The sequence below is a fragment of the Anthropogastromicrobium sp. genome (assembly GCF_037349415.1).
GTDB lineage: Bacteria > Bacillota > Clostridia > Lachnospirales > Lachnospiraceae > Anthropogastromicrobium > Anthropogastromicrobium aceti.
In genome coordinates, this window is the sequence record NZ_JAXWCK010000034.1 from 19,376 (window position 1) to 42,458 (window position 23,083).

The window sequence follows — 23,083 nt, forward strand, 5'->3', positions numbered from 1 at the left end:
AAAAAAATAGATTTTAAATAGAATGGTATGCTTTAATTATTGAAAAAGCCGCTGCATTTATTTTATATTGAAAGGAATCGCCAAGATCAAAATCTGTGCTGCCAAAAAGTGCATCATAGTCAACCACATTTTTAATAATAAACTGTTCGCTCTCATTTACCTTTTTATTGTCTCCAAGTACAAGGCGAATTTTTTCATAGTCCTCATAAAAGTACTCCTGCAGTAGAGGGAGAATTGCACTTTTAAAAATAGAAGCAAGCGTTTCAACTGTTGGATTGTTCTTTAACGGCATGAAATAAGCATGACCAATTGTGTGCTCACGGTCGTAAAGCACGCTGATTTTTTGATTCATGTGTGAGAGAAGTTGTTGAATTGAAAGCTCTTCAACATAAATTTCGCTTAGAACTGATGGATCAGGCTGCATTTCTTTAAATTGAAAACGACGGCGAAGAGCAGTGTCGATTGTAGAGATGGAACGGTCTGCTGTATTCATTGTTCCAATTATGTAAATGTTGTCAGGAACACCGAAAGACTCTTTTGAATATGGAAGTCGAGTATAAGTTCCTTCCAACTGCCCAATTCGTTTTGAAGGCTCAATCAGCGTGATAAGCTCACCAAAAATCTTTGCAATATTGCCGCGGTTTATCTCATCAATAATAAAAACGTGATTAGTTTGAATCGATTGCTTTGCGCGGTCACAGAAATTCTTGAAAAGGCCAGAGGAGACTTTATATTTAACATCAGAAATCACATTATCGCTGTCACTAGTCATTACGGGACGAATGCCTTCGATAAATTCTTCGTAGCTGTATGATTGATGGAATGTGGTAAATTCAATTAGCCCATCTGCCTTATAGTGATGATAGCGTTTTATTATATCCTCTAAAGGTTCATTCACAATATCTGATAATGACTTTTCCTCAATGACTGCAACAGCATAGAGGAGAGTGTGATATGTTTTGCCAGTTCCAGGTGGACCGTAGAAAATCATATTTTTCGGAAGCTCTGCGTAGTCTGACGAATTTTCTTTAAAGATATACCAGTCATCGAAGTCATCCATATATTCAACATCTTTTACATTTTTTAGTATTTTGGGTTTTAATATCATATTTACGTATACCTCCACAAAATTAAGAAAGTTATTGCTTAAGTGATACTAATCGTTATGTTAAATGTAATAAAAAAAAGTGTTCACAAGTAAAACTACTCATGAACACCTTTTTGATGCCGGTGGCCGGACTCGAACCGGCACGGATCGCTCCGCGTGATTTTGAGTCACGTGCGTCTGCCATTCCGCCACACCGGCTGACAACATGTAAATAATACCATGCTTTTCAAAAAAAAGCAAGCATTTTTTTGAAAATAGTTGAAGAAAATATAAAAGAATGATATGATAGCCAAAGAAACGTGAGATAAAACTCAGAAAGGAAGAAAAAATGTATAAAGAGTATAGTAATGTATACGTAAATAGTCACCCGCTGGTTCAGCATAAAATTTCTATGCTGAGAAATAAAAATACAGGAACAAATGAGTTCCGTAAGCTTATTGAGGAGATTGCAATGCTGATGGGATATGAGGCATTGAGTGATCTGCCGCTTGAGGATGTAGAGATTGAGACACCTATCGAAACATGTATGACACCTATGATTGCAGGAAAGAAGTTAGCAATTGTTCCTGTTTTAAGAGCTGGTTTGGGAATGGTAAGCGGTATTACCGCACTTACTCCTAGTGCAAAGATTGGTCATATTGGTCTGTATCGTGATGAGGTTACACACGAGCCGCATGAGTATTACTGTAAGCTGCCGTCACCAATTGAGCAGAGAACTATAGTTGTTGTAGATCCGATGCTTGCAACTGGCGGATCAGCAGTTGAGGCAGTTAATTTTATTAAGCAGCATGGTGGAAAGAAGATTAAGTTTATGTGCGTAATCGCAGCACCAGAAGGTATCGAAAGACTAATGAAGGCACATCCAGACATTCAGCTGTATGTTGGACATGTAGATCGCGAGCTGAATGAGAATGCATACATTTGCCCAGGTCTTGGCGATGCAGGCGACCGTATCTTCGGAACAAAATAAAACGTTCTAATTAGAATTGAGCTTTGAGCCGGAGCAATCCGGCTCTTTTTAAACTGGGATGAAGATACTGGTCAATATTAAAGGAGAAAATTTTATGCGCGCAAAAATCAGACAGCTGTTTTGCCTGATAGTTATTGTTATAATTGTTTTAGCAATAGGGGCAGCAGCAATCAATGTCTATATGGTATGGGGGACAAAAGGGCGTATTTTAAAAAAAGATCAGTGGGCAAATTTTAAAGCAGATGGTGTTGTTGTTTTGGGCTGTGCAGTAAGACCAAATAAGGAAGCAAGTCCAATGTTGAATGATCGAATGCAGACAGCGATTTCTTTTTATAAGGAAGCTTCTGCTAAAAAAATGCTTGTCAGTGGAGATAATTTAAATGAAGATTACGATGAAGTATCCGTTATGAAAAAACTTGCGGTGTCAGGCGGGATTGAAGCAGATGAGGTATATATGGATCATACTGGTTTAAATACATATGATACCATTGTGCACAGTCTGGAATTTTTTAATAAGGGATCAACAATTGTAATTGTGACTCAAAGCTATCATCTTTACCGCGCACTTTATTTGGCACAGCGTATGGGGCTTAATGCATATGGCGTGTCAGCAGACAGCGATATTGTTTACCGCGGGCAATTGTACAGAGAGTTTCGCGAGATGGCAGCAAGACTAAAGGACTTTTGGTATGGTATTACTAAGCCAGAACTTCCAGAATGGGCAAAAGGAATCATTACTTGCAAATCGAAAAAGTTTGACGTATACTATGCGTGAACTGCAACAACTTTGGGAGGACATCTTTATGAATTTTATTTTTATATCGCCTCAGTTTCCAACCAACTATTATCATTTTTGTGCGGAACTGAAGAATAACGGAGTAAACGTTTTAGGAATCGGTGACAGTGCCTATGATTCCTTGCCATATAGTTTAAAAAATGTACTTACCGAGTATTATAAGGTAGAGTCCATGGAAAACTATGATCAGATGATGCGCGCAGTCGCTTATTTCACCTTTAAATATGGCCGTATTGACTGGCTTGAGAGCAATAATGAGTACTGGCTGACACAGGATGCCAGACTGCGCACAGATTTTCATATCACAAGTGGTTTTCAGCTAAATGAGATTGAGACTTTTAAGTCCAAGAAGCACATGAAGGAGTATTACAAAAAGGCAGGTATTCCGGCAGTGGAGTGCTATCGTATTGGCTCTCGCGAAGGCTGCTTTTCTTTTGCAGCAAAGTATGGATATCCGATTGTAGTAAAGCCAGATAATGGTGTCGGTGCACAAAATACTTATCGCATCTCAAATGATCAGGAGCTTGATCAATTTTTTGCAGAAGCAGACAGAGAAGGATATTTAGCAGAGCCATATGTAGATGGCACAATCTGTTCTTATGATGCGATTATTAACAGCAAGGGAGATGTTCTTTTTGAATCTGGAAATGTGACGCCTGTTTCCATTATGGATATTGTAAATAATAAGGCGGATGCTTATTTTTACATAGAAAAGCAGCTGCCAGATGATGTGCGCGATGCAGGAAGACGATGCGTGAAAGCATTTGATGTAAAGAGCCGCTTTATTCATTTTGAGTTTTTCCGTTTGAATAAGGATATGCCGGGTGTGGCAAACAAAGGTGAGATAATTGCGCTTGAAGTCAATATGCGTCCAAGCGGCGGTTTCACACCAGATATGCTTAATTATGCAAACAGTACAAATGTGTATAAGATCTGGGCAGATATGATCGTGTTTGATCGCTGTACTTTGTCTGAGTATGCAGATAAGTTCTATTGCATATATGTGGGAAGACGCGATTGTAATCCGCATAAGAATGCTCATAACGAGATTTTGTCACGTTATCGTGCAAATATCACGATGAGTGACCGTATGCCGGCTGTTTTAGCACAGGGCATGGGAGACCAGATGTATATTGCTAAGTTTAGCGAAAAGGACCAGATGGAGGCGTTTTTGCAATACGTCATTGCCTGATAGAAAAGAGGGGATTGTTTGGACTGTAAAACTGCGAACCGTATGATGGTTCCTTTTTTGGAGGGTGCTCTTTCATTGGAGGAGACCGATCATTTTTTAAAGCATATCAAAGAATGTTCCGGCTGCAGAGAGGATCTGGAAATTTATTATACGGTTCGTACTGCAATCGACGGAATGGATCAGGATCGCTTTAAGACATATAACTTAAAGCAGCAGTTTGAGCATGATATGAGCCAAGTGGCCAGACAGGTTCGTGCAGGTCTGTTTATTCAGTGGCTTCATCATATTGCATTGACAGCAGCAACAGTTGCAGCGGCAGCTGTATCTATGCTGCAGATCATGCGTTGGTTTTAAATGAAATGATACCAGGGTCAAAAGCTCCAAAAGCCGTTCGTGCTTGCACGATTAGGTTTTTGAGCTTGGGACCCGCAAAAACATGAGGATGCAGCGATTTTCAAGGAAAATCAGCGAATCCGAATGTTTTTAGAATTGCGAAAGTTGCATAGCAACGGAGCAATTCGTGGATACATCATAAAAATTTTAGGAGGGAACATGGGAGACTATTTGCTGTTAATAGACGGCTCGAGCCTGCTGTCGACGCAGTACTTTGGCAACTTGCCAAGAGAGATTTTGTATGCGAAAAAGCAGGAGGAAAAAGAGGCATGGTATCATAAAATTATGATGACCTCGAAGGGAGTTTATACAAATGGCATATTTGGCTTCCTTAGATACCTGTTTAAAATAATAAAAGAACAAAAGCCGGCGTATCTGGCTGTGGCATGGGATTTGACAAGAGATACATTTAGGCGTGAACTTTATGCAGATTATAAGGGTAATCGCTCTGAGACTCCAGAGCCATTAAGGGAGCAGTTTGCGCTTTGCCAGGAGGTTCTTGCAAATATGGGAATCTGCCAGCTTATGGATGAGCACTTTGAGGCAGATGATTTATGTGGTTCCATGGCGAAAAAATTTGAATCACAGCTTCCAGTCAAAATTTTGACAAAGGATAATGATTATCTTCAGCTTGTAACAGACAATACTACATTGTGGCTAATGCATTCAAGTGCTGAAAAGACACAGGAAATTTTTGATAAATATCATATGAAAAAAGAAGATATGGCAATCCCGGATCGTGTGTTTCCGTTTAATCCACAGCTGGTGGAGGAAGAATTTGGAATTGAGCCGTGCCATGTTAATTCTTTAAAGGGATTAGCAGGTGATAAATCAGACAATATAACTGGTGTGCCAGGTGTAGGAGCTGTATCCGCTGTAAAGTTGATTAAAGAGTATGGTACTGTTGAAAAGCTATATGAGGCAATTGATAATCTGGACAAAGCCGGCGAGAAGGCGATTAAGGAATATTGGAAGGAAAAGCTTGATTTAAAGCGTTCACCTCTTGCTTACTTATTAAAGGAAAGTGATACAGAGCTTGTTGGAAAAAAAGCTGCTTTTTTAAGTGAGAAGCTTGCAACAATCAAGACAGACATTCCGATTACAGAGTCGCTTGAGCATTTTCGTACTCATATTGACAAGGCAGCTGCTCAAAAGGAGCTTGATCGCCTTGAATTTCATAGTGTCCGTCTTGATTTTGATGAAGAAGAGCAGCCATCTGTATTTGAAACGCTTGAGCTTGAGCGCGTAGAGGATATGAATGAAAGCTTTGAAGTGATTCGTGCGCTCAAAAAAGAAAAAATGCTTGGTCTTTCATTTGCAGGAACGAAGGATAATATTGTAGGAATGGCAGTGGCAGCAGGGACAAAGGGATATTATTTTCCAGTAATCAATTTTATCACAAAAGATCTTTTGACAGGTTTTGCTGATGAACTGGCAGCCTCCTGCAAGACAATGTATGTACCTGATGCAAAGCAGTTCCTTCATTATATGACAGATCATAAGCCACAGGGTGTTGATGCCTTTTATCATCAGTCGCTTCGTGATGTTTCAATAGGAGCATATTTGCTGGATCCTCTTACGGGAAGCTATCCTATTGAAAAGATTGCAGGAACTTATGCATCAAAGGAACTGCCGTCCTACCAGGATTTGTTTGGAAAGACAGTATTGGAGATGGCATCAATGCAGCCATCATTTGATGCGTATGTGTGTCATCAGGCAGCGGCAGCACTTTTTTGTGGTCCTGTTATTGAAAAACAGCTCGAAGAAGAGGATATGAGCGCGCTGTATAAAGATATCGAGATGCCAGTTGTCTTTGATCTTTGCCGCATGGAGCAGACAGGGATCGCTGTGCAAAAAGAAGCACTTAAAAGCTATGGAGAGGATTTAACTGGAGAAATTGAATCACTTCAGTCTCAAATTTATGCACTTGCAGGAAAAGAGTTCAACATTCTTTCTCCAAAACAGCTTGGAGAAGTGCTGTTTGAGGATTTAAAGCTTCCAGGTGCAAAGAAGACAAAGAGCGGATATTCGACTGCAGCAGAAGTGTTAGAGAAGCTGTCAACAGATTATCCAATTGTAGAAAAAGTATTGTCATATCGTCAGCTGACAAAATTAAAATCGACATATGCGGAGGGTCTTGCTTCATGTATTGCACAGGATGGTCGTATACATGGAACATTTAACCAGACGATCACGGCAACAGGCCGCATCAGCAGCACAGAGCCAAATCTTCAAAATATTCCAGTTCGCATGGAGTTAGGCAGAGCCATCCGCAAGGTTTTTGTGCCAAAGGATGGGTGTGTATTTATTGATGCTGACTATTCGCAGATTGAGCTTCGTGTGCTTGCTCACATGTCTGGTGATGAGAGACTGATTGAGGCATACCGCAGTGCACAGGATATTCATGCACTGACAGCTTCCCAGGTATTCCATGTTCCGCTTGAAGAAGTTACACCGCAGCTTCGCCGAAATGCAAAGGCTGTTAATTTTGGAATTGTTTATGGAATTAGTGCGTTTGGCCTTAGTGAGGATTTAAGTATTTCACGCAAGGAAGCGATGGAATATATTGAGCACTATTTCAATGCCTATCCTGGAATCAAGGCCTTCCTTGATCGTATGGTAGAGCAGGGTCATACAGATGAGTATGTTACGACAATGTTTGGACGAAGACGTCCAATACCAGAAATTAAATCTTCCAACTATATGCAGCGTCAGTTTGGAGAGCGAATTGCGATGAATTCACCTATTCAGGGAACGGCAGCTGACATTATGAAAATTGCAATGACAAAAGTAAACAAACGTCTAAAAGAAGAAAAACTGCAGTCCAGAATCGTCCTTCAGGTGCATGATGAGCTGCTGCTAGAGGTACCAACAGCGGAGTGTGAGGCAGTTAAGACACTTCTTGTTGAGCAGATGCAGTCAGCAGCGAATCTTCGCGTGCCGCTTGAAGTGTCTGTGTCTGTGGGGAATAGCTGGTACGAAACAAAGTAAGGGAGAGTAATAATGATTCTTGGAATAACAGGAGGTGTCGGCGCCGGAAAGTCTTCGGTGCTTGCAATCCTAGAAAAAGAGTATAATGCAAAATTAATTTTAGCTGATGAGGTCGGACGAGAGCTTATGCAGCCGGGAGAGGCTAATTATGTCAATATCGTTAATGCATTTGGAAAAGAAATTTTAAATGAAGATCAGACGATTGATACAAAAAAACTGGCAGCAACAGCATTTTCAAATCCGCTTGAGACGCTTCGCCTTAATGCGATTACTCATCCAAATGTAAGAGTACGTATTGAGTGGATGATCAAGGAAATACGCGACAAAGAGCCAGATGCGCTGATTGTGATTGAGGCTGCGCTTCTCTCAGAAGGTCATCTGATCCCGCTGTGCGATGACGTTTGGTACATTTACACCGATGAGCAGACGCGCATAAAACGTATCATGGAGTCAAGAGGCTACAGCGAGGAGCGTTGCCGTCAGACCATTGCAAGACAAAAAAGTGATGCGCAATTTCGTGCCGAGAGTCGTGTTGTGATTGACAATAGTCACAGCATTGAGGAGACGAAGGCACAGATTGAACGACAGATGAAAAAATACAGATAAATACAGCATTTTGAAACAAATGCGATACCCACATACTTCCTATTTTATTTTGGAAAGTATGTGGGTATTTTTTGTACAAGTTTGAATGTTAAGCGTTTTTCTGATCGCTGTAGAAGCAGTAAGATCCAGCCCGTACACTATGACATACACCATCAATTACAATGTCTGCTTCGACTGGTACGGTAATCTCATAGCGCCAGGAATCATCTTCCTTTGTCCAGAAGGAGCTGATATGGCCATGGCGGGTGTCTAATTCGGCGCGCAGCCAGTCAAGACGCTTATCTGGATGTGGTGCAATTGTAACATTGGCATAGCCAGGTGCATCCTTTCTTGGAAGAATGCCGGCTGCAACACCGTAAACCCAGTCAGCAACGGAGCCATAAGCATAATGATTGTAGGAGTTCATATCCTTGCTCCAGAAGCTTCCGTCTTCCATAATGCCGTCCCAGTGCTCCCAGATGGTGGTAGCTCCTTTTGTGACTGGATACAGCCAGGATGGATATTTAGTTCGAAGAAGTAAATCCCATGCCAGATCAGTGTGACCATAATCACTTAATACATGCAGCAAGTATGGAGTGCCGACAAATCCAGTCTGAAGCTTTGTACCGCAGGCGCGAACCATATCAGCTAACTGATCAGCTGTTGCCTGACAATCTTTTGCCAGCTTAAAGTGAGCAGCTAAGACACATTCGGTTTGTGTATTATATGTTGGCCATGTTTTTTGGAAGGTGTTTACAATATTTTCATAAAGTGTACTTAGTTCACTGACATCCTCTCTGAGTACGGTTCCAGCCTGAATTACAAGGCTTGTCGAATAAGCGTAGAAGGCAGAGGCGATAAAGTCTTCATTGCTTGAACCCTTATAGCTGCCAGATGGTGCATCAAGACCAAGCCAGTCACCGTAATGTGTTCCTCCTGTCCAGAGATATTTTGTGGTGGTAGTGGAAGTGATATAATCAATCCATTTTTTCATACTCTGATATTGGTTCTTTAAAATTTGCTTGTTGCCAAATGCCAGATAAACCTGCCATGGGCATATGGCAGCAGCATCACCCCATGCACTGCTGGCATGTGGATTTTGTAAAAGATCTGGGATAACATGACCAACATAGCCATCATCGTGCTGATCAGATGCCAGATCAGCCAGCCATTTTGTGAAGAATTTTTCAGCATCATAATTTAAGCAGGCGGTGCGTACAAAAACTTGTGCATCACCAGTCCAGCCAAGACGCTCATCGCGCTGTGGGCAGTCAGTTGGAACATCTAAAAAATTACCCTTTTGTCCCCATATAATATTAGAGAACAGCTGATTTAGCATAGCATTTGAACTGCTTAAAAATCCAGTTCGTTTCATATTAGAATGAACGACAATAGCCGTGAAATTTTCAGGCTTTACGCAGTCAATGCCGCCTGGGAAGTCATTGATGCGAATATATCGAAAACCATAGAAAGTAAGTGATGGATGCCAGGTTTGTACACCATCACTACAGATATAGTGATACTGTGCTTTTGCACCGCGATAATTTTCTGTATAGAAGTTACCCTCTTTATCCATTACCTCGGCAAAAGAAAGGTCTACACAGTCACCAGCCTTTGCGTTTACAAATAGCTCTACATAGCCGGTCATGTTTTGACCAAAATCAAGAACAGTTTCTCCATTTGGAGTAACAAATACTTTCTTTACAGCGAGGCGTTCCTGCTCGCAAACTTCCTCACCCTGCTGCAAAATCAATGTATCTGTTGGTCCATCAAATATGGTAACTGGCTGATCAAGCAACGGAGTCTTTGCTGAATCATAAATTTCTCCATCATAAATTTCAGAGAAACGTACAGGACCGTCCGAAACCTTCCAGCTTTCATCAGTAGATAAGATTTTGCTGCTGCCGTCTTCAAAGGTAAGTGCAATCTGTGCAGCAAGGCCACATGGGCGAGAGCGAAGCTCATCCTGATATGCACAGCCAAGCCATCCAGGAAGCGGACTTCTATACCAGCCCTTTCCAACAGTAACCTCAATTTCATTTTTACCGTTTGTCAGAAGATCAGTGATATCATATTCCTGATATTGCAGGCGTTTGTGATAGCTTGTCCAGCCTGGAGCCATAACAAATTGACCGACACGTCTGCCATTTAATCTAGCCTCATACACGCCCAGGGCAGTTATTGTCAAATTTGCATGTGTAATCTTTTTTTCAAAGACGAAAGATGTGCCAAAAACGGCAGCGGGATCGCCCAGATCATTTGCAGGGCAGATCCATGTTGGATTCCAGTTCATAAAAAATACCTCCCTTAAATTTGAAAAGTTACATTATTACTTATATCTGGAATTGTACCATGAAATAAAATAAGAAAAAATATCTGAAAAGCACAAAATGATGGAGAATCATTGCCATAGATTGACGAAACCATTGCACCGAAGGGCTTTCGTATAGGCAACAAAACAATTGACTTTTGCATGACGGCTTGTTACAATGGCTTATAGAGCCATCTGGGACAGGTACGGTGGCTCAAGTAAGAAAGGCATAAGAAGAAATTATGAGATTTGTCAGTATAGCCAGTGGAAGCAGCGGAAACTGTACCTATATAGGCACCGATCACACGCATCTTTTGGTGGACGCAGGAATCAGCTGTAAGCGAATAGATACCGGAGTACAGGAACTTGGTATTAAGCCAGATGAGCTTGCCGGTGTGTTGATTACACATGAGCATAGTGATCACATAAGCGGCATTCGCGTTTTTTCAAAAAAGCATCATGTGCCGCTTTATGGCACAAAAGAGACGCTTGAGGCAATTGAGCGAATGGATGTAAAAAAGGAAATAGATCCTGATTTGTATCGCCCAGTACGTGCCGATGAGCAGATTGTAGTAGGGGATTTTACTGTAACACCATTTTCAAACAGTCATGACGCAGCCAATCCAGTGGGCTACCGCGCAGAGGCAGAGGGTCATTCAGTAGGAGTTGTCACAGATCTTGGTGTGTACAGCCAGTATACAATTAATCATCTGCTTGGTCTGGATGCAGTTTTGCTTGAAGCAAATCATGATGTGCATATGCTTGAGGCAGGTCCGTATCCATTTCCATTAAAACGCAGGATTCTTGGTCAGAAGGGTCATCTTTCCAATGAAGCGGCAGGTCATTTATTAAATGAACTGCTTCACGATGGAATGAAGCATATTGTGTTAGGCCATTTGAGCAAGGAAAACAATTATGCCGAGCTTGCGTATGAGACTGTATGCTGTGAAGTGAACATGAGTGAAAATCCATATAATTCAGGCGATTTTCCAATCACAGTCGCAAGGCGCGATGCGATGTCTGATGTAATTTACATATAGCTAATAAGTTAAGGTCAAATAATATTTTGACCTTAAAATAAAATAAAAATAAGAGAGGCAGGAATTAAAAATGACAAAAGCAGTTATCACAGTAATAGGAAAAGATACAGTAGGTATTATTGCAGGAATCTGTACTTATCTGGCAGAGAAGAAGGTAAATATCTTAGATATTTCCCAGACAATCGTACAGGGATACTTCAATATGATGATGATTGTTGATATCAGTGCTGTCGAAGAAAACTTTATTGATGTTGTAACAGAGCTTGAGGAGATTGGCAAGAAGCTTGGCGTAGAGGTTCATTGCCAGAAGGAAGAAATCTTCACAAAAATGCACCGCATTTGAAATGCCAGAGTTGCGTAGCAACGGAGCAATTCGTAGGCGTTGTATCCACTATAATTCACAAACAAGAAAGAGGTAAATTCCTATGATAAATATGTTTGAGGTAAATGAGACCAACAATATGATTACACAGGAGAAGCTTGATGTGCGTACCATTACGATGGGTATCAGCTTGTTAGACTGCATTGACAGTTCTGTTGAAAAGGTCTGTGAGAATGTATATAACAAAATTACAACACTGGCAAAAAATCTTGTGTCTACCGGAAAAGATATCGAGAAAGAATATGGAATCCCGATTGTAAACAAGCGAATCAGCGTAACGCCAATCGCTCTTGTCGGCAGTGCAGCGTGCAAGACAACGGATGATTTTGTTGAGATTGCAAAATCACTCGACAGAGCAGCAAAGGAGGTTGGCGTAAATTTCCTTGGCGGTTATTCTGCACTTGTAAGCAAGGGTATGACAAAGGCAGAGGAGCTGTTAATTCGTTCAATCCCGAAGGCACTTGCTGTAACAGAGCGTGTGTGCAGCTCAGTCAATATTGGTTCAACAAAGACAGGAATCAATATGGATGCAGTTCGTTTAATGGGAAATATCGTAAAAGAGGCAGCTGAGTATACAAAGGATCAGGATTCCTTAGGCTGTGCAAAGCTTGTTGTATTTTGCAATGCACCAGATGATAACCCATTTATGGCAGGTGCATTCCATGGTGTGACAGAGGCAGATGCAATTATAAATGTCGGAGTAAGTGGCCCTGGTGTTGTAATGCACGCAATTTCACAGGTGCGCGGTCAGAATTTTGAGGTGCTTTGTGAGACTATCAAGAAGACTGCATTTAAGATTACAAGAGTAGGACAGCTTGTTGCACAGGAAGCAAGCCGCAGACTTGGAATTCCGTTTGGAATCATCGATCTGTCACTTGCACCGACTCCGGCAGTTGGCGATAGTGTAGCAGAGATCTTAGAGGAGATTGGCTTAGAGGAAGTAGGTGCACCGGGAACAACAGCAGCACTTGCAATGTTAAATGATCAGGTTAAGAAGGGCGGCATCATGGCATCTTCCTATGTTGGTGGATTAAGTGGAGCATTTATTCCAGTCAGTGAGGACCGCAACATGATCGAGGCAGCTACAAATGGAAGTCTGTGCATCGAAAAGCTTGAGGCTATGACATGTGTTTGCTCCGTTGGTCTTGATATGATTGCTATTCCTGGAGATACAAGTGCAGCCACAATCTCAGGTATTATTGCAGATGAGGCAGCAATCGGTATGGTAAATCAGAAGACAACAGCAGTACGTGTAATTCCTGTTATCGGCAAAAAGGTAGGCGATACAGCAGAATTTGGCGGTCTGCTTGGCTATGCACCAATCATGCCAGTTAATACAAAGGACTGCAGTGCGTTTATCAACAGAGGCGGACGTATTCCGGCACCGATCCACAGCTTTAAGAATTAATTAAAATAAAGGTAGTAAAAAATCTATGAATATGATTGTCGCAGCAGATAAGAAAAATGGAATTGGCTATCAGGGAAAGCTCCTTGTTACGATTCCGTTTGATCAGCAGCTGTTTCGAAAAGAAACGATCGGAAAGGTCGTTGTCATGGGACGAAAAACTCTGGAGAGCCTTCCAGGCGGACGTGTGCTTGAAGGACGCACAAACATTGTACTGACACGTAATAAAAACTATAAGTGCAAGGGTGCAATCATCTGTCATAGCGTCGAAGCGGTACTAGAAGAAATCAAAAAGTACCGCAGTGAGGATGTCTACATAATAGGCGGTGAGAGTGTATATCAAGCATTTATGCCATATGCAGACCGCATTCATTTGACGCGTATTGATTATGTGTATGATGCAGACACGTTCTTTCCAGAAATTTCGCCTAACGAGTGGTCATTGACAGATGTCAGTGATGAACAGACATATTTTGATCTTATTTATGATTTTCGCTGTTATGAAAGAAAACAAAAATAAGACAGCTTATATGATGACTATGCCGGCACGAAATTCATCCGGCAAAGTTTCATGAAATTTACACCAGACAGCCTGGCGGTAAAGAAATGAAGAGGCAAGCTCATGGGACAGGATTTTATTTCCTGTTTCATCGAGCTTGTTTTTTGCATCAGCAAGCTTTGTTATTACAGGAATGTTTGAATTATTTTTAACTGCCTTTAGCAGTAAAGAAGCATTGCTTTTAAAACCAAGAATGCGTGCATAGGAACAAAAGCCAGATGCACGAAAAAGTTCCATATCATCCTGACTTATAGAAAGCAGACAGTGGAGCAGTGCGCGGTTTATCCGAGCACGTGTAATGTTTTTTGTTTTAAGATTTTGGGCAAGCTCACTAAATGTAAAGGCTTGTCCTGTACAAAGTATGCGCTGTATGCGATCATACAGTTCAGGTGTCATCTCAGCTGCATGTAAAAGATCCATTCCATTTGTCATTTGACCAGCGTTTATTATCATGCCAAGTGCAAGCGAAAAATCATCCTCTGTGATTGGAAATGTATGACTAAAAGCTTTTTCCATCAAAGAAAAGGAGGTTTCAGGAAGAAAAGCTGAAAGTGACGAAATAGAAGAAGCTGATTCACATTCAATTTGACTTCGTATGGCAGACGCACTTGCAAAGCCTAAGGAGAGTTTTGTATCATGGTAGTCATTGCCTTCTCTTTTTACAGCAAATGGCTTCATTGTACTGCCAGATGCAAGAAGTGCTTTTATATATTCAACACCAAGCGTATCATTCGGTGAGGCTGTAAGCAAAGTTCCCATAGAGTTCATCGCCATCTGGACACTTTTTGGATAGCTGTTTCCTTCCCTTAAAAAGCGCTGCAAAAGTGCTTTATATTCAGGCGTTTCCTCTTGTAATGTGTGTGCTGCCGTAATCAAAGAATCAATATTGCCGGATTCACTTCCAAAACATAGTGCATCAACGCATCCAAGACGCGTAAGAAGCGAGACACCTGCTTCTGCAAATATAGGGGCAGCAGCTGTTGCAAAAGGTACAGGCAGTTCAAGCACAAGATCAGCTCCGCCCTCTAATGCCATTTTAGTGCGCGTATATTTATCAATAATAGCGGGAGCACCGCGCTGCACGAAATTTCCGCTCATAGCGACAACGGCAAAATCAGCGTTTACTGCTTTTTTAGCTTCTTCAATCTGGTAAGCATGACCCTTATGAAAGGGATTATATTCTGCGATAATTCCAACTGTTTGCATAAAAAATAAAATAAGCCTTTCTCTGTTTTTTATAGTATACGATAAAAAGATTAAAACATCAACTTTTGTACCGCTACAGTTCACGGATAAATCAATATTTATAGCATGCCCGAAGGTGAATGGATTTCACGAGTCGGACACTTGAAGCAAGCCTTTCAAAGTAATATATAATAAGAAAAAACATAACAGGAGCCTGCTGAGTTTGGTCCGACGACGAAACCATTACACCGAAGGGCTGTAGTAACATGACGCGTGAACTGTAATTTTGTACCGTAAAAGAAACAAAATATGGAAAATCCTATCTTGCCTAAGATTAAGGATTGTACTATAATTGATAAAAGAAAGACAGCGCGAAAAGCGCGTCCGAAGAATGAAAGGAGAATTAAAGTATCATGGGATTTATTGATGAGATTAAGGCAAAAGCAAAGGCCGATAAGAAAACAATTATTCTGCCGGAGTCTATGGATACCAGAACATGGGAGGCAGCTGAGAAGATCTTAAAGGAAGGTCTTGCAAACCTGATCATTTTAGGAAGCCCAGAAGAAGTTGAAAAGTACGGAAAGGGCTATGACGTAACTGGCGCTACCATCATCGACCCAGCTACATATGAGAAGACCGAGGAGTATCTGGATCTGTTCGTTGAGTTAAGAAAGAAGAAGGGTCTGACTAAGGAAGAAGCAAGAAAGCAGGCACTGTCTGATTATGCATACTATGGATGCTTAATGATCAAGGCTGGTGATGCTGACGGTATGGTATCAGGTGCATGCCATTCTACAGCTAACACACTTCGTCCATGTCTGCAGATCATCAAGACAAAGCCAGGCTGCAAGTTAGTATCCGCATTCTTCTTAATGATCGTTCCGAACTGCGAGTATGGTGAGGACGGCGTATTTGTATTTGGTGATTGTGGTTTGAACCAGGATCCGAATCCGGAAGAGTTAGCAGCAATTGCAGCATCCTCCGCAGAGTCCTTCGAGCAGCTGACCGGAAAGAAGGCAAAGGTTGCTATGCTGTCTCATTCCACAAAGGGAAGTGCAAAGCATGATCTTGTAACAAAGGTTGTAGAGGCTACCAAGATTGCAAAAGAGCAGTATCCAGAGCTTGACGTTGATGGCGAGCTTCAGTTAGATGCAGCACTTGTTCCGTCTGTAGCAGCTTCTAAGGCTCCAGACAGCACCGTTGCTGGACAGGCAAACGTACTGATCTTCCCGAACCTTGATGCTGGAAATATCGGCTATAAGCTGGTTCAGAGACTGGCAAAGGCAGAGGCATATGGCCCAGTTACACAGGGTATTGGTGCACCTGTAAACGATCTGTCAAGAGGTTGTTTTGCAGATGACATTGTAGGCGTTGTTGCAATCACCGCTGTACAGGCACAGATGAAATAAAAAAAGTCTAAGAAAACAGTTGACAAATGGTAGTGAAAACTATATAATGTACGAGTGTGCGTAAAGTGTCATGTAAAAATACTTGACACGGGTTCAGCCTGTGAGGAGGTCTGCTATGGTAATTAACATGTCTGAGCTTTTTACTGTGGATGGTACTGTAAAGACATATGAGGTTCCCCTTGAAATGTCAGAGGTCATCTGGAAGCGTAAGAAGTATCCGATTGTAAGTAAGCAGCCAGTTGAGCTGAGGCTTACACATGAGGGAGACAGGAAGATTGCGATAACGGCTAAGGTATCTCTTGTTTTAGAGATGCCATGTGACCGCTGTCTGGATAGCGTAAAGGTACCTATGGATCTTGACTTTGAGAGAAACGTAGATGCTAATGCGTCATCAGAGGAGCGTATCGCACAGTTGGATGAGCAATCCTACATTGACGGGTATCATCTGGACGTAGATGGTATGGTTTTGGATGAAATGATGACGGATATTCCGGATAAGGTGCTCTGCAGAGAGGACTGTAAGGGTGTATGCCCAAAATGCGGAGTAAACTTAAATCACCAGACCTGCAATTGTGATCGTACAGAGTTAGATCCCAGAATGTCAATTATCCGTGAGATATTCGCCAAGAATAATCGTACGGATTCCTGATACAGTAGTCACATCCTGCCTGCCAGGATGTGTATGGCAGGCTGTGAAAGCTTTAATTAAGGAGGTGTAAAACATGTCTATTTGTCCAAAGAATAAAACTTCTAAGGCTAGAAGAGATAAGCGTAGAGCAAACTGGAAGATGGGCGCTGTCAATCTGGTAAAGTGCAGCAAGTGTGGTGCTCTTATGATGCCGCATAGAGTTTGCAAGGCTTGTGGTTCTTATAACAAGAGAGAGATCGTTTCTGTTGAGGACTAATTAAAAATTTGAATGGAGCGTACAGTTTTCGGACTGTACGCTCTTTTTGTTACAGCAAAGCACGAAGGTGAATGGATTTCACGAGACGGACACTTGGAGCAGGTCTTTCAAAGTAATGTCCGAAAAAGTTCTTGATTTCTGATACAGAATCGTATATTATGATACTGGGATAGAAAACTCCCCTGTGAATTAACAAGAATGGAAGAAAAAGAATGATTACAGTAGCAGTAGATGGTATGGGAGGCGATAACGCTCCTGCCTGTATGGTGCAGGGCGCAGTAGATGCCATTAATAAAAACAGCAGCATAAAGGTACTTCTGACAGGTCGTCCAGATGACTTAAATAAGGCATTAGAGGGACTTACTTATGACAAGTCAAGACTTGAGATTGTGCCGGCATCTGAGGTGATCGAAACTGGTGCACCGCCTGTGGAGTCGGTTCGTACTAAGAAGGATTCTTCACTTGTTGTCGGACTTAAGCTTGTAAAAGAGCAGAAGGCAGATGCATTTGTTTCCTGTGGAAGCACAGGCGCTGTATTAGTCGGAGGTCAGCTGATTGCAGGAAAAATCAAGGGTGTGAAAAGAGCACCGCTTGCACCGGTTATCCCGACTGTAAACGGAGCCATGCTTTTAGTAGACTGTGGTGCTAATGTAGATGCGCGAGCAGAACAGCTGGTACAGTTTGCAAAGATGGGTTCAATCTATGCAGAACATGTGATGGGTATTAAAAATCCGAGAGTCGGCATTGTCAATATTGGTGCTGAAGAGGAAAAAGGAAATGCACTCGTAAAAGAGACCTATCCCTTATTAAAAGAATGTTCAGACATCAACTTCATTGGAAATGTTGAAGCGAGAGATATTCCGTATGGTCCATGTGATGTGCTGGTTTGTGAGGCATTTGTCGGAAATGTCATTTTAAAACTGTATGAGGGTGTTGGAAGTGCATTGATTAAAGAGATCAAGAGCGCGATGCTGTCTACAACGGCAGGAAAGATCGGTGGTCTTCTTGCAAAGCCTTCATTAAAGGGCGTAGTGAAAAAATTTGATGCCAGTGAGTACGGCGGAGCGCCGCTTCTGGGGTTAAAGGGTCTTGTAGTAAAGGCTCATGGAAGTTCAAAAGCAAAGGAAGTTACAACTGCAATTGAGCAGTGTGTATCCTTTACTGAGGCAGATATTGCCGCAAAGATAGAAAAAAGTCTGAGTGTGTAAGAACAAAAATTAAAAAAGAAGGTATTAAGAAAGGGTGACTTGTATGGAATTTGAAACACTGCAGAAAATTATTGCTGAGGTTTTAGATGTCGAGGAGGACGAAATTACAATGGACACGAGATTGCTTGAGGATCTCGGAGCTGATTCATTGGACGCGGTTGAGATTATTATGGGAATCGAGGATGAACTGGGAATTACAGTTCCTCAGGAAGAGCTCGAAAGCAAAAATCTGGCAACCGTTGGCGATGTGTACGAATTAATTAATGATACGATGGCGTAAAATGAAAACGGTACATGAGCTGCGAGGTAGATCCTTGCGGCTCTGTCTTTTAATTGTGAGGAGGAATTATGGGTGAATTAGAAAAAACAGTCGGATATACATTTCAGGATCCGAAGCTGTTAGAACTTGCTTTGACGCACAGCTCCTATGCGCATGAGCATTATGCAGGAAAGAGACATGACAACGAGCGTCTGGAGTTCTTGGGGGATGCTGTGTTGGAACTCGTATCAAGTGATTATTTATTTCACAATTATAATGAATATCCGGAAGGAGAGCTGACAAAGCTTCGTGCCAGCATTGTCTGTGAGCAGTCATTAGCAATGTGTGCAGAAGCTATTTCTCTAGGAAAATATCTTCGTCTTGGCAATGGAGAGGACTCCACAGGCGGAAGACTTCGCGCATCAATCACATCTGATGCAATGGAAGCGTTAATTGGTGCCATTTATCTGGATGGTGGATTTGCTAATGCAAAAGAATTTATTACCCGTTTTGTATTAAACGACTTGGAAAATAAAAAACTCTTTTACGATAGCAAAACTATCCTTCAGGAGATCGTTCAAAGAGACTTTAACGAGCCATTGTCATATGAGCTGCTTGCAGAAGAAGGTCCGGATCATGATAAAAAGTTCCGCATGCAGGCAAAGATTGGCGAGAAGGCATATGGTGTCGGAGTGGGTCATACTAAAAAGGGTGCTCAGCAGCTGGCTGCCTATGAGACTATTCTGCTGCTTAAGAAAACAAACGCATAACGTTAGAAATGAGAATAATCTTTTATGTATTTAAAAAGTATTGAGGTGCAGGGCTTTAAGTCATTTGCAAACAAGACGCTGTTTGAATTCCATAATGGAATTACCTGTATTGTCGGGCCAAACGGAAGTGGAAAGAGCAACGTCGCCGATGCTGTGCGCTGGGTGCTTGGAGAACAAAGCTCTAAGCAGCTTCGTGGTGCAAATATGCAGGATGTCATCTTTTCAGGTACGCAAAACAGAAAGCCACAGGGCTATGCGAGTGTGGCAATCACATTTGATAATTCAGACCGTCATCTAAATCTTGATTATAATGAAGTTACCGTATCAAGACGTATTTATCGTTCAGGAGAAAGTGAGTACCGTCTGAATGGAACACAGTGCCGATTAAAGGATGTCACGGAGCTTTTCTATGATACAGGTATTGGAAAAGAAGGATACTCCATTATCGGACAGGGTCAGATTGATAAGATTTTAAGCGGTAAACCAGAGGATCGCCGTGAGCTGTTCGATGAGGCGGCAGGTATTGTAAAATTTAAGCGCCGTAAGGTGGCAGCAAAGAAAAAGCTTGAGAGCGAGCAGGCAAATATGGTTCGTCTAAGCGATATTATGTCAGAGCTTTCAAGGCAGGTTGGACCACTTGAAAAGCAGGCAGCATCAGCAAAGGAATATCTGAGACTTCGCGATGAATTAAAACAATATGATATTGATGCATACGCTGTAGAGAGTACAAATACAGAGAGTGATTTGGCAGCTCTTGAAAAAAATCTTGCAATTACGACAAGAGACTATGAAGATACAAATAGAAGCAGTGAAGCATTAAAAGCAAAGTATGAAAGACAGCAGGACAGCCTGAATAGTCTTGATACTCAGATCAGTGCACTTCGTGATGAAATTAGTGACTGCCAGACAAATCGTCAGGAAAAAGAAGGTGCCGTTAATGTATTGAAGGAACAGATCAATACCGAATATTTACGGCGTACTCATACGTCACAGCGTATGGAAGTGCTTGAGAAAGAGCAGAAGGAATATGAAGCACAATTAGAAGAGGAACAAAAAAAGCGTCAGGAATGCAGCCGCGAAAGCTATGACATAACGGCAAAAAAGGACGGCGCACAGAGTGTTCTTATTCAGGTGCAGGATGGACTTGCTTCATATCAGCAGGCATTAAAGGATGATCAGGGAAAGATGATTTCCCTGTTAAATGAAAAATCTTCCTTTGTTGGAGAACTGCAAAAATATCAGACGCTTCTTGAACAGGCAAAAACTGAGCAGGCGCAGATGAACCGCAGACTCTTAGAGAGTAAAACAGATGAGTCAATTTGGCAAAAACGCGAAAAAGAGTGTCAGGCAGCATACCAAGAAATCTCACAGAAAAAAACAGAGCTGACAGAAAAGCAAGCCAAACTTTCAGATTTGCTAGAAAAGGAGCAAAAGCGAAAAGAGCAGCTACAAAATGAATATTACGAGCAGCGGCGTCTTCATCAGGTTTCTGTTACGCGTGCAGAGTCACTTAGAAATCTTGCCGAGCGATATGAAGGTTATGGAAACAGCATCAGGAAAATCATGGAGGTCAAAAAGCAAAATCCAGGAATCCATGGTGTTGTGGCAGACTTAATTCATGTAGAAAAGCGTTATGAGACGGCAATTGAGACAGCGCTTGGAGGTGCAATTCAAAATATCGTTACCGATACCGAGCAGACAGCAAAGCACATGATCGAATATTTAAAACAGGGCCGTTTTGGACGAGCTACGTTTTTGCCGCTTGATGCAATCACGGTGCGAGATGAGTTTTCGCAAAAGGATGCATTAAAAGAGCCAGGCGTGATTGGACTGGCAAGCAGCCTTGTTAAGACATCAGATATGTACAAAAGATTGGTGTCATTTTTGCTGGGAAGAATTGTCGTTGTCGATACAATTGATCACGGAATGAAAGTTTCAGCAAAGTATAGAAGAAGCCTTCGCATTGTTACACTTGAAGGAGAGCTGTTAAATCCTGGCGGATCTATGACAGGTGGTGCCTTTAAAAACAGCAGCAACTTGCTGGGACGAAATCGAGAGCTTGAAGAGCTTGAAATTAAAATAAAAAAGGAAACAGAAAACTTAAATAAGTTGTCATCTTCCTTTGAAGAATTAGAAAAGAAAGTAGTGAATCTCTCACAGCAGACTCAAAAACAGCAAAATGAGATTCAAAATTTGACCTTAAAGGAGACGGAAGGACGTCTTCGAGTAAGAGAAGCAACGCAGCGCGTTGAGGAAATTGTAAAAGACCGCGAGCATTTAAATAATGAACTTGTTTTGCAGGAAGGAAAGCTTGAGAGAATTAAAGCAAGCTTTGAGCAGGTAGCAAGTGCAATCAAGGAGCTTGAGTCTGCTGGTGATGAGTCTAAAGACAGTGCAGACAGAAATCAAAGCTTTGTTGATGAGATGATGAAGCAGCGCGACGATTTGACAAAAGAAATTTCCGAGCTTAGCACAAAGCAGCTGCAGTTAAAGCAGCAGGAGCAATTTATTTTAGCTAATATAAGCAGGATTGCTCAGGAAGCAGATAAACGAAAGACAGAGCAGGAAGAACTAAAAACAGTCTTTTTGGCATGTGAAGATGCTGTAGCACAAAAAACGGCTCAAATCGATGAAGTGCAAAAGCAGATGCAGGCACTTGAGGTGACTGTGCAGCAAAAGGAAGCAGAGCTGTCAAAGGTAAATGAGCGAAGAAATCATATCAATGATTCATTAAAAGGCTTTTTTGCAAAGAGAGAGGAGCTTTCAACGAGACTATCTGCTCTTGACAGAGACCTTCTTCGCATGAATAACCACAAGGAACGCTTCGAGAGCCGCCTTGACGAGCTTGCTGAGTATCTTTGGGAAGAATATGAACTTCGGCCTAGTGATGCTAAGGCAGCAGCCAAAAGTGATAGGCCGCTTAGTGAGCTAAAAGAGCATATAGGTGAACTTAAAAAGAGCATACGCGGACTTGGAAGCGTAAATGTAAGTGCAATTGACGAGTTCAAAGAGGTGTCAGAGCGCTATACCTTTATGAAGACGCAGTACGAAGATCTTGTTGAGTCCGAGAAGACTTTGCAGAAAGTTATTGAAGAACTTGATGAGGGTATGCGAAAGCAGTTTAAGGAAAAATTTGAGGAAATTCGCGTTGAATTTGACCGGGTTTTCAAAGAACTTTTCGGAGGTGGCAAAGGTACACTTGAGCTTGTTGAAGATGAGGATGTGATAGAGGCTGGCATTCGTATTATCTCACAGCCGCCAGGCAAGAAGCTTCAGAACATGATGCAGCTTTCCGGAGGCGAAAAGGCGCTTACTGCAATTGCGCTTATGTTTGCTATTCAGAATTTAAAGCCATCGCCGTTTTGTCTTCTTGATGAGATAGAGGCAGCGCTAGATGATTCTAATGTAGGCCGTTTTGCAAACTACCTGCATAAGCTTACGGCAAACACGCAGTTTATTGTAATTACACATAGACGAGGAACAATGACTTCAGCTGACCGCCTGTATGGTATCACGATGCAGGAGAAGGGTGTATCCACACTCGTAAGCGTCAACTTGATTGAAAAGGATCTCGACAAGTAATTGTCAACAAATACAGAAATAGATAGGCAGGTG

At 41.8% G+C, this 23,083-nt stretch carries 20 protein-coding genes and 1 tRNA gene; 17 read left to right on the forward strand and 4 right to left on the reverse strand.

The window, feature by feature from the left end:
* Positions 1-13: 13 nt before the first annotated feature.
* Both WJP93_RS07420 and WJP93_RS07425 read right to left on the reverse strand, forming a co-directional pair.
* The gene (locus WJP93_RS07420) at positions 14-1,108 is read right to left on the reverse strand and encodes an AAA family ATPase (RefSeq protein ID WP_262537010.1); all 1,095 of its coding nucleotides are present in this window, start codon (positions 1,106-1,108) and stop codon (positions 14-16) included.
* A gap of 117 nt (positions 1,109-1,225) precedes the next feature.
* Positions 1,226-1,306, reverse strand: a tRNA-Leu gene (locus WJP93_RS07425).
* 130 nt (positions 1,307-1,436) lie between these two features.
* Between WJP93_RS07425 and upp the strand changes: the two genes are divergently transcribed.
* From upp to coaE, 6 genes are all read left to right on the forward strand, one after another.
* Positions 1,437-2,078: a uracil phosphoribosyltransferase gene (gene upp, locus WJP93_RS07430; RefSeq protein WP_066557877.1), complete on the forward strand. Its 642-nt coding sequence runs from the start codon at positions 1,437-1,439 to the stop codon at positions 2,076-2,078.
* A gap of 94 nt (positions 2,079-2,172) precedes the next feature.
* Positions 2,173-2,853, forward strand: coding sequence for an ElyC/SanA/YdcF family protein (locus WJP93_RS07435; RefSeq protein WP_262537012.1), 681 nt, complete (start codon positions 2,173-2,175; stop codon positions 2,851-2,853).
* A 28-nt stretch (positions 2,854-2,881) separates the two neighbouring features.
* Positions 2,882-4,066, forward strand: a complete 1,185-nt coding sequence (locus WJP93_RS07440; protein WP_337547577.1) for a carbamoylphosphate synthase large subunit — start codon at positions 2,882-2,884, stop codon at positions 4,064-4,066.
* Between the two features lie 18 nt (positions 4,067-4,084).
* Complete coding sequence (locus WJP93_RS07445; protein WP_227102071.1) at positions 4,085-4,420, forward strand: zf-HC2 domain-containing protein; 336 nt, start codon at positions 4,085-4,087, stop codon at positions 4,418-4,420.
* A gap of 198 nt (positions 4,421-4,618) precedes the next feature.
* A complete protein-coding gene (polA, locus tag WJP93_RS07450) occupies positions 4,619-7,450 on the forward strand; it encodes a DNA polymerase I (RefSeq protein ID WP_337547580.1) in 2,832 nt (943 codons plus the stop codon).
* Between the two features lie 12 nt (positions 7,451-7,462).
* Positions 7,463-8,056, forward strand: a complete 594-nt coding sequence (coaE, locus tag WJP93_RS07455) for a dephospho-CoA kinase (RefSeq protein WP_308732332.1) — start codon at positions 7,463-7,465, stop codon at positions 8,054-8,056.
* Positions 8,057-8,144: 88 nt separating this feature from the next.
* Here coaE and WJP93_RS07460 read toward each other — a convergent pair whose 3' ends face one another.
* Positions 8,145-10,328, reverse strand: a complete 2,184-nt coding sequence (locus WJP93_RS07460; protein ID WP_337547582.1) for a family 78 glycoside hydrolase catalytic domain — start codon at positions 10,326-10,328, stop codon at positions 8,145-8,147.
* A gap of 260 nt (positions 10,329-10,588) precedes the next feature.
* Here WJP93_RS07460 and WJP93_RS07465 point away from each other — a divergent pair, with 260 nt between their 5' ends.
* From WJP93_RS07465 to WJP93_RS07480, 4 genes are all read left to right on the forward strand, one after another.
* Complete coding sequence (locus WJP93_RS07465; RefSeq protein ID WP_066557893.1) at positions 10,589-11,386, forward strand: MBL fold metallo-hydrolase; 798 nt, start codon at positions 10,589-10,591, stop codon at positions 11,384-11,386.
* A gap of 70 nt (positions 11,387-11,456) precedes the next feature.
* Entirely contained in the window at positions 11,457-11,729 is a 273-nt protein-coding gene (locus tag WJP93_RS07470; RefSeq protein ID WP_066557894.1) for an ACT domain-containing protein, read from the forward strand.
* 82 nt (positions 11,730-11,811) lie between these two features.
* On the forward strand, positions 11,812-13,176 hold the full coding sequence (locus WJP93_RS07475; RefSeq protein WP_227102066.1) for a PFL family protein: 1,365 nt from the start codon (positions 11,812-11,814) through the stop codon (positions 13,174-13,176).
* Positions 13,177-13,201: 25 nt separating this feature from the next.
* Positions 13,202-13,693 (forward strand): dihydrofolate reductase, encoded by a 492-nt coding sequence (locus WJP93_RS07480; protein ID WP_118614587.1) that lies wholly within the window; start codon positions 13,202-13,204, stop codon positions 13,691-13,693.
* A 6-nt stretch (positions 13,694-13,699) separates the two neighbouring features.
* Here WJP93_RS07480 and WJP93_RS07485 read toward each other — a convergent pair whose 3' ends face one another.
* Entirely contained in the window at positions 13,700-14,938 is a 1,239-nt protein-coding gene (locus WJP93_RS07485) for a nucleotidyltransferase family protein (protein ID WP_337547585.1), read from the reverse strand.
* A 392-nt stretch (positions 14,939-15,330) separates the two neighbouring features.
* Here WJP93_RS07485 and pta point away from each other — a divergent pair, with 392 nt between their 5' ends.
* The 7 genes from pta (at position 15,331) to smc (ending at position 23,050) form a co-directional block, all read left to right on the forward strand.
* Positions 15,331-16,326 (forward strand): phosphate acetyltransferase, encoded by a 996-nt coding sequence (pta, locus tag WJP93_RS07490; RefSeq protein WP_066557928.1) that lies wholly within the window; start codon positions 15,331-15,333, stop codon positions 16,324-16,326.
* Between the two features lie 115 nt (positions 16,327-16,441).
* A complete protein-coding gene (locus tag WJP93_RS07495) occupies positions 16,442-16,975 on the forward strand; it encodes a DUF177 domain-containing protein (protein WP_118614591.1) in 534 nt (177 codons plus the stop codon).
* A gap of 73 nt (positions 16,976-17,048) precedes the next feature.
* Positions 17,049-17,231, forward strand: a complete 183-nt coding sequence (gene rpmF, locus WJP93_RS07500) for a 50S ribosomal protein L32 (protein ID WP_066557932.1) — start codon at positions 17,049-17,051, stop codon at positions 17,229-17,231.
* A 212-nt stretch (positions 17,232-17,443) separates the two neighbouring features.
* Positions 17,444-18,439 (forward strand): phosphate acyltransferase PlsX, encoded by a 996-nt coding sequence (plsX, locus tag WJP93_RS07505; protein ID WP_227101255.1) that lies wholly within the window; start codon positions 17,444-17,446, stop codon positions 18,437-18,439.
* Positions 18,440-18,482: 43 nt separating this feature from the next.
* On the forward strand, positions 18,483-18,719 hold the full coding sequence (acpP, locus tag WJP93_RS07510) for an acyl carrier protein (RefSeq protein WP_066557937.1): 237 nt from the start codon (positions 18,483-18,485) through the stop codon (positions 18,717-18,719).
* 68 nt (positions 18,720-18,787) lie between these two features.
* Positions 18,788-19,468 (forward strand): ribonuclease III, encoded by a 681-nt coding sequence (gene rnc / locus WJP93_RS07515; protein ID WP_118614595.1) that lies wholly within the window; start codon positions 18,788-18,790, stop codon positions 19,466-19,468.
* A gap of 24 nt (positions 19,469-19,492) precedes the next feature.
* Positions 19,493-23,050, forward strand: coding sequence for a chromosome segregation protein SMC (smc, locus tag WJP93_RS07520; RefSeq protein WP_337547588.1), 3,558 nt, complete (start codon positions 19,493-19,495; stop codon positions 23,048-23,050).
* The last annotated feature ends 33 nt before the right edge of the window (positions 23,051-23,083 follow it).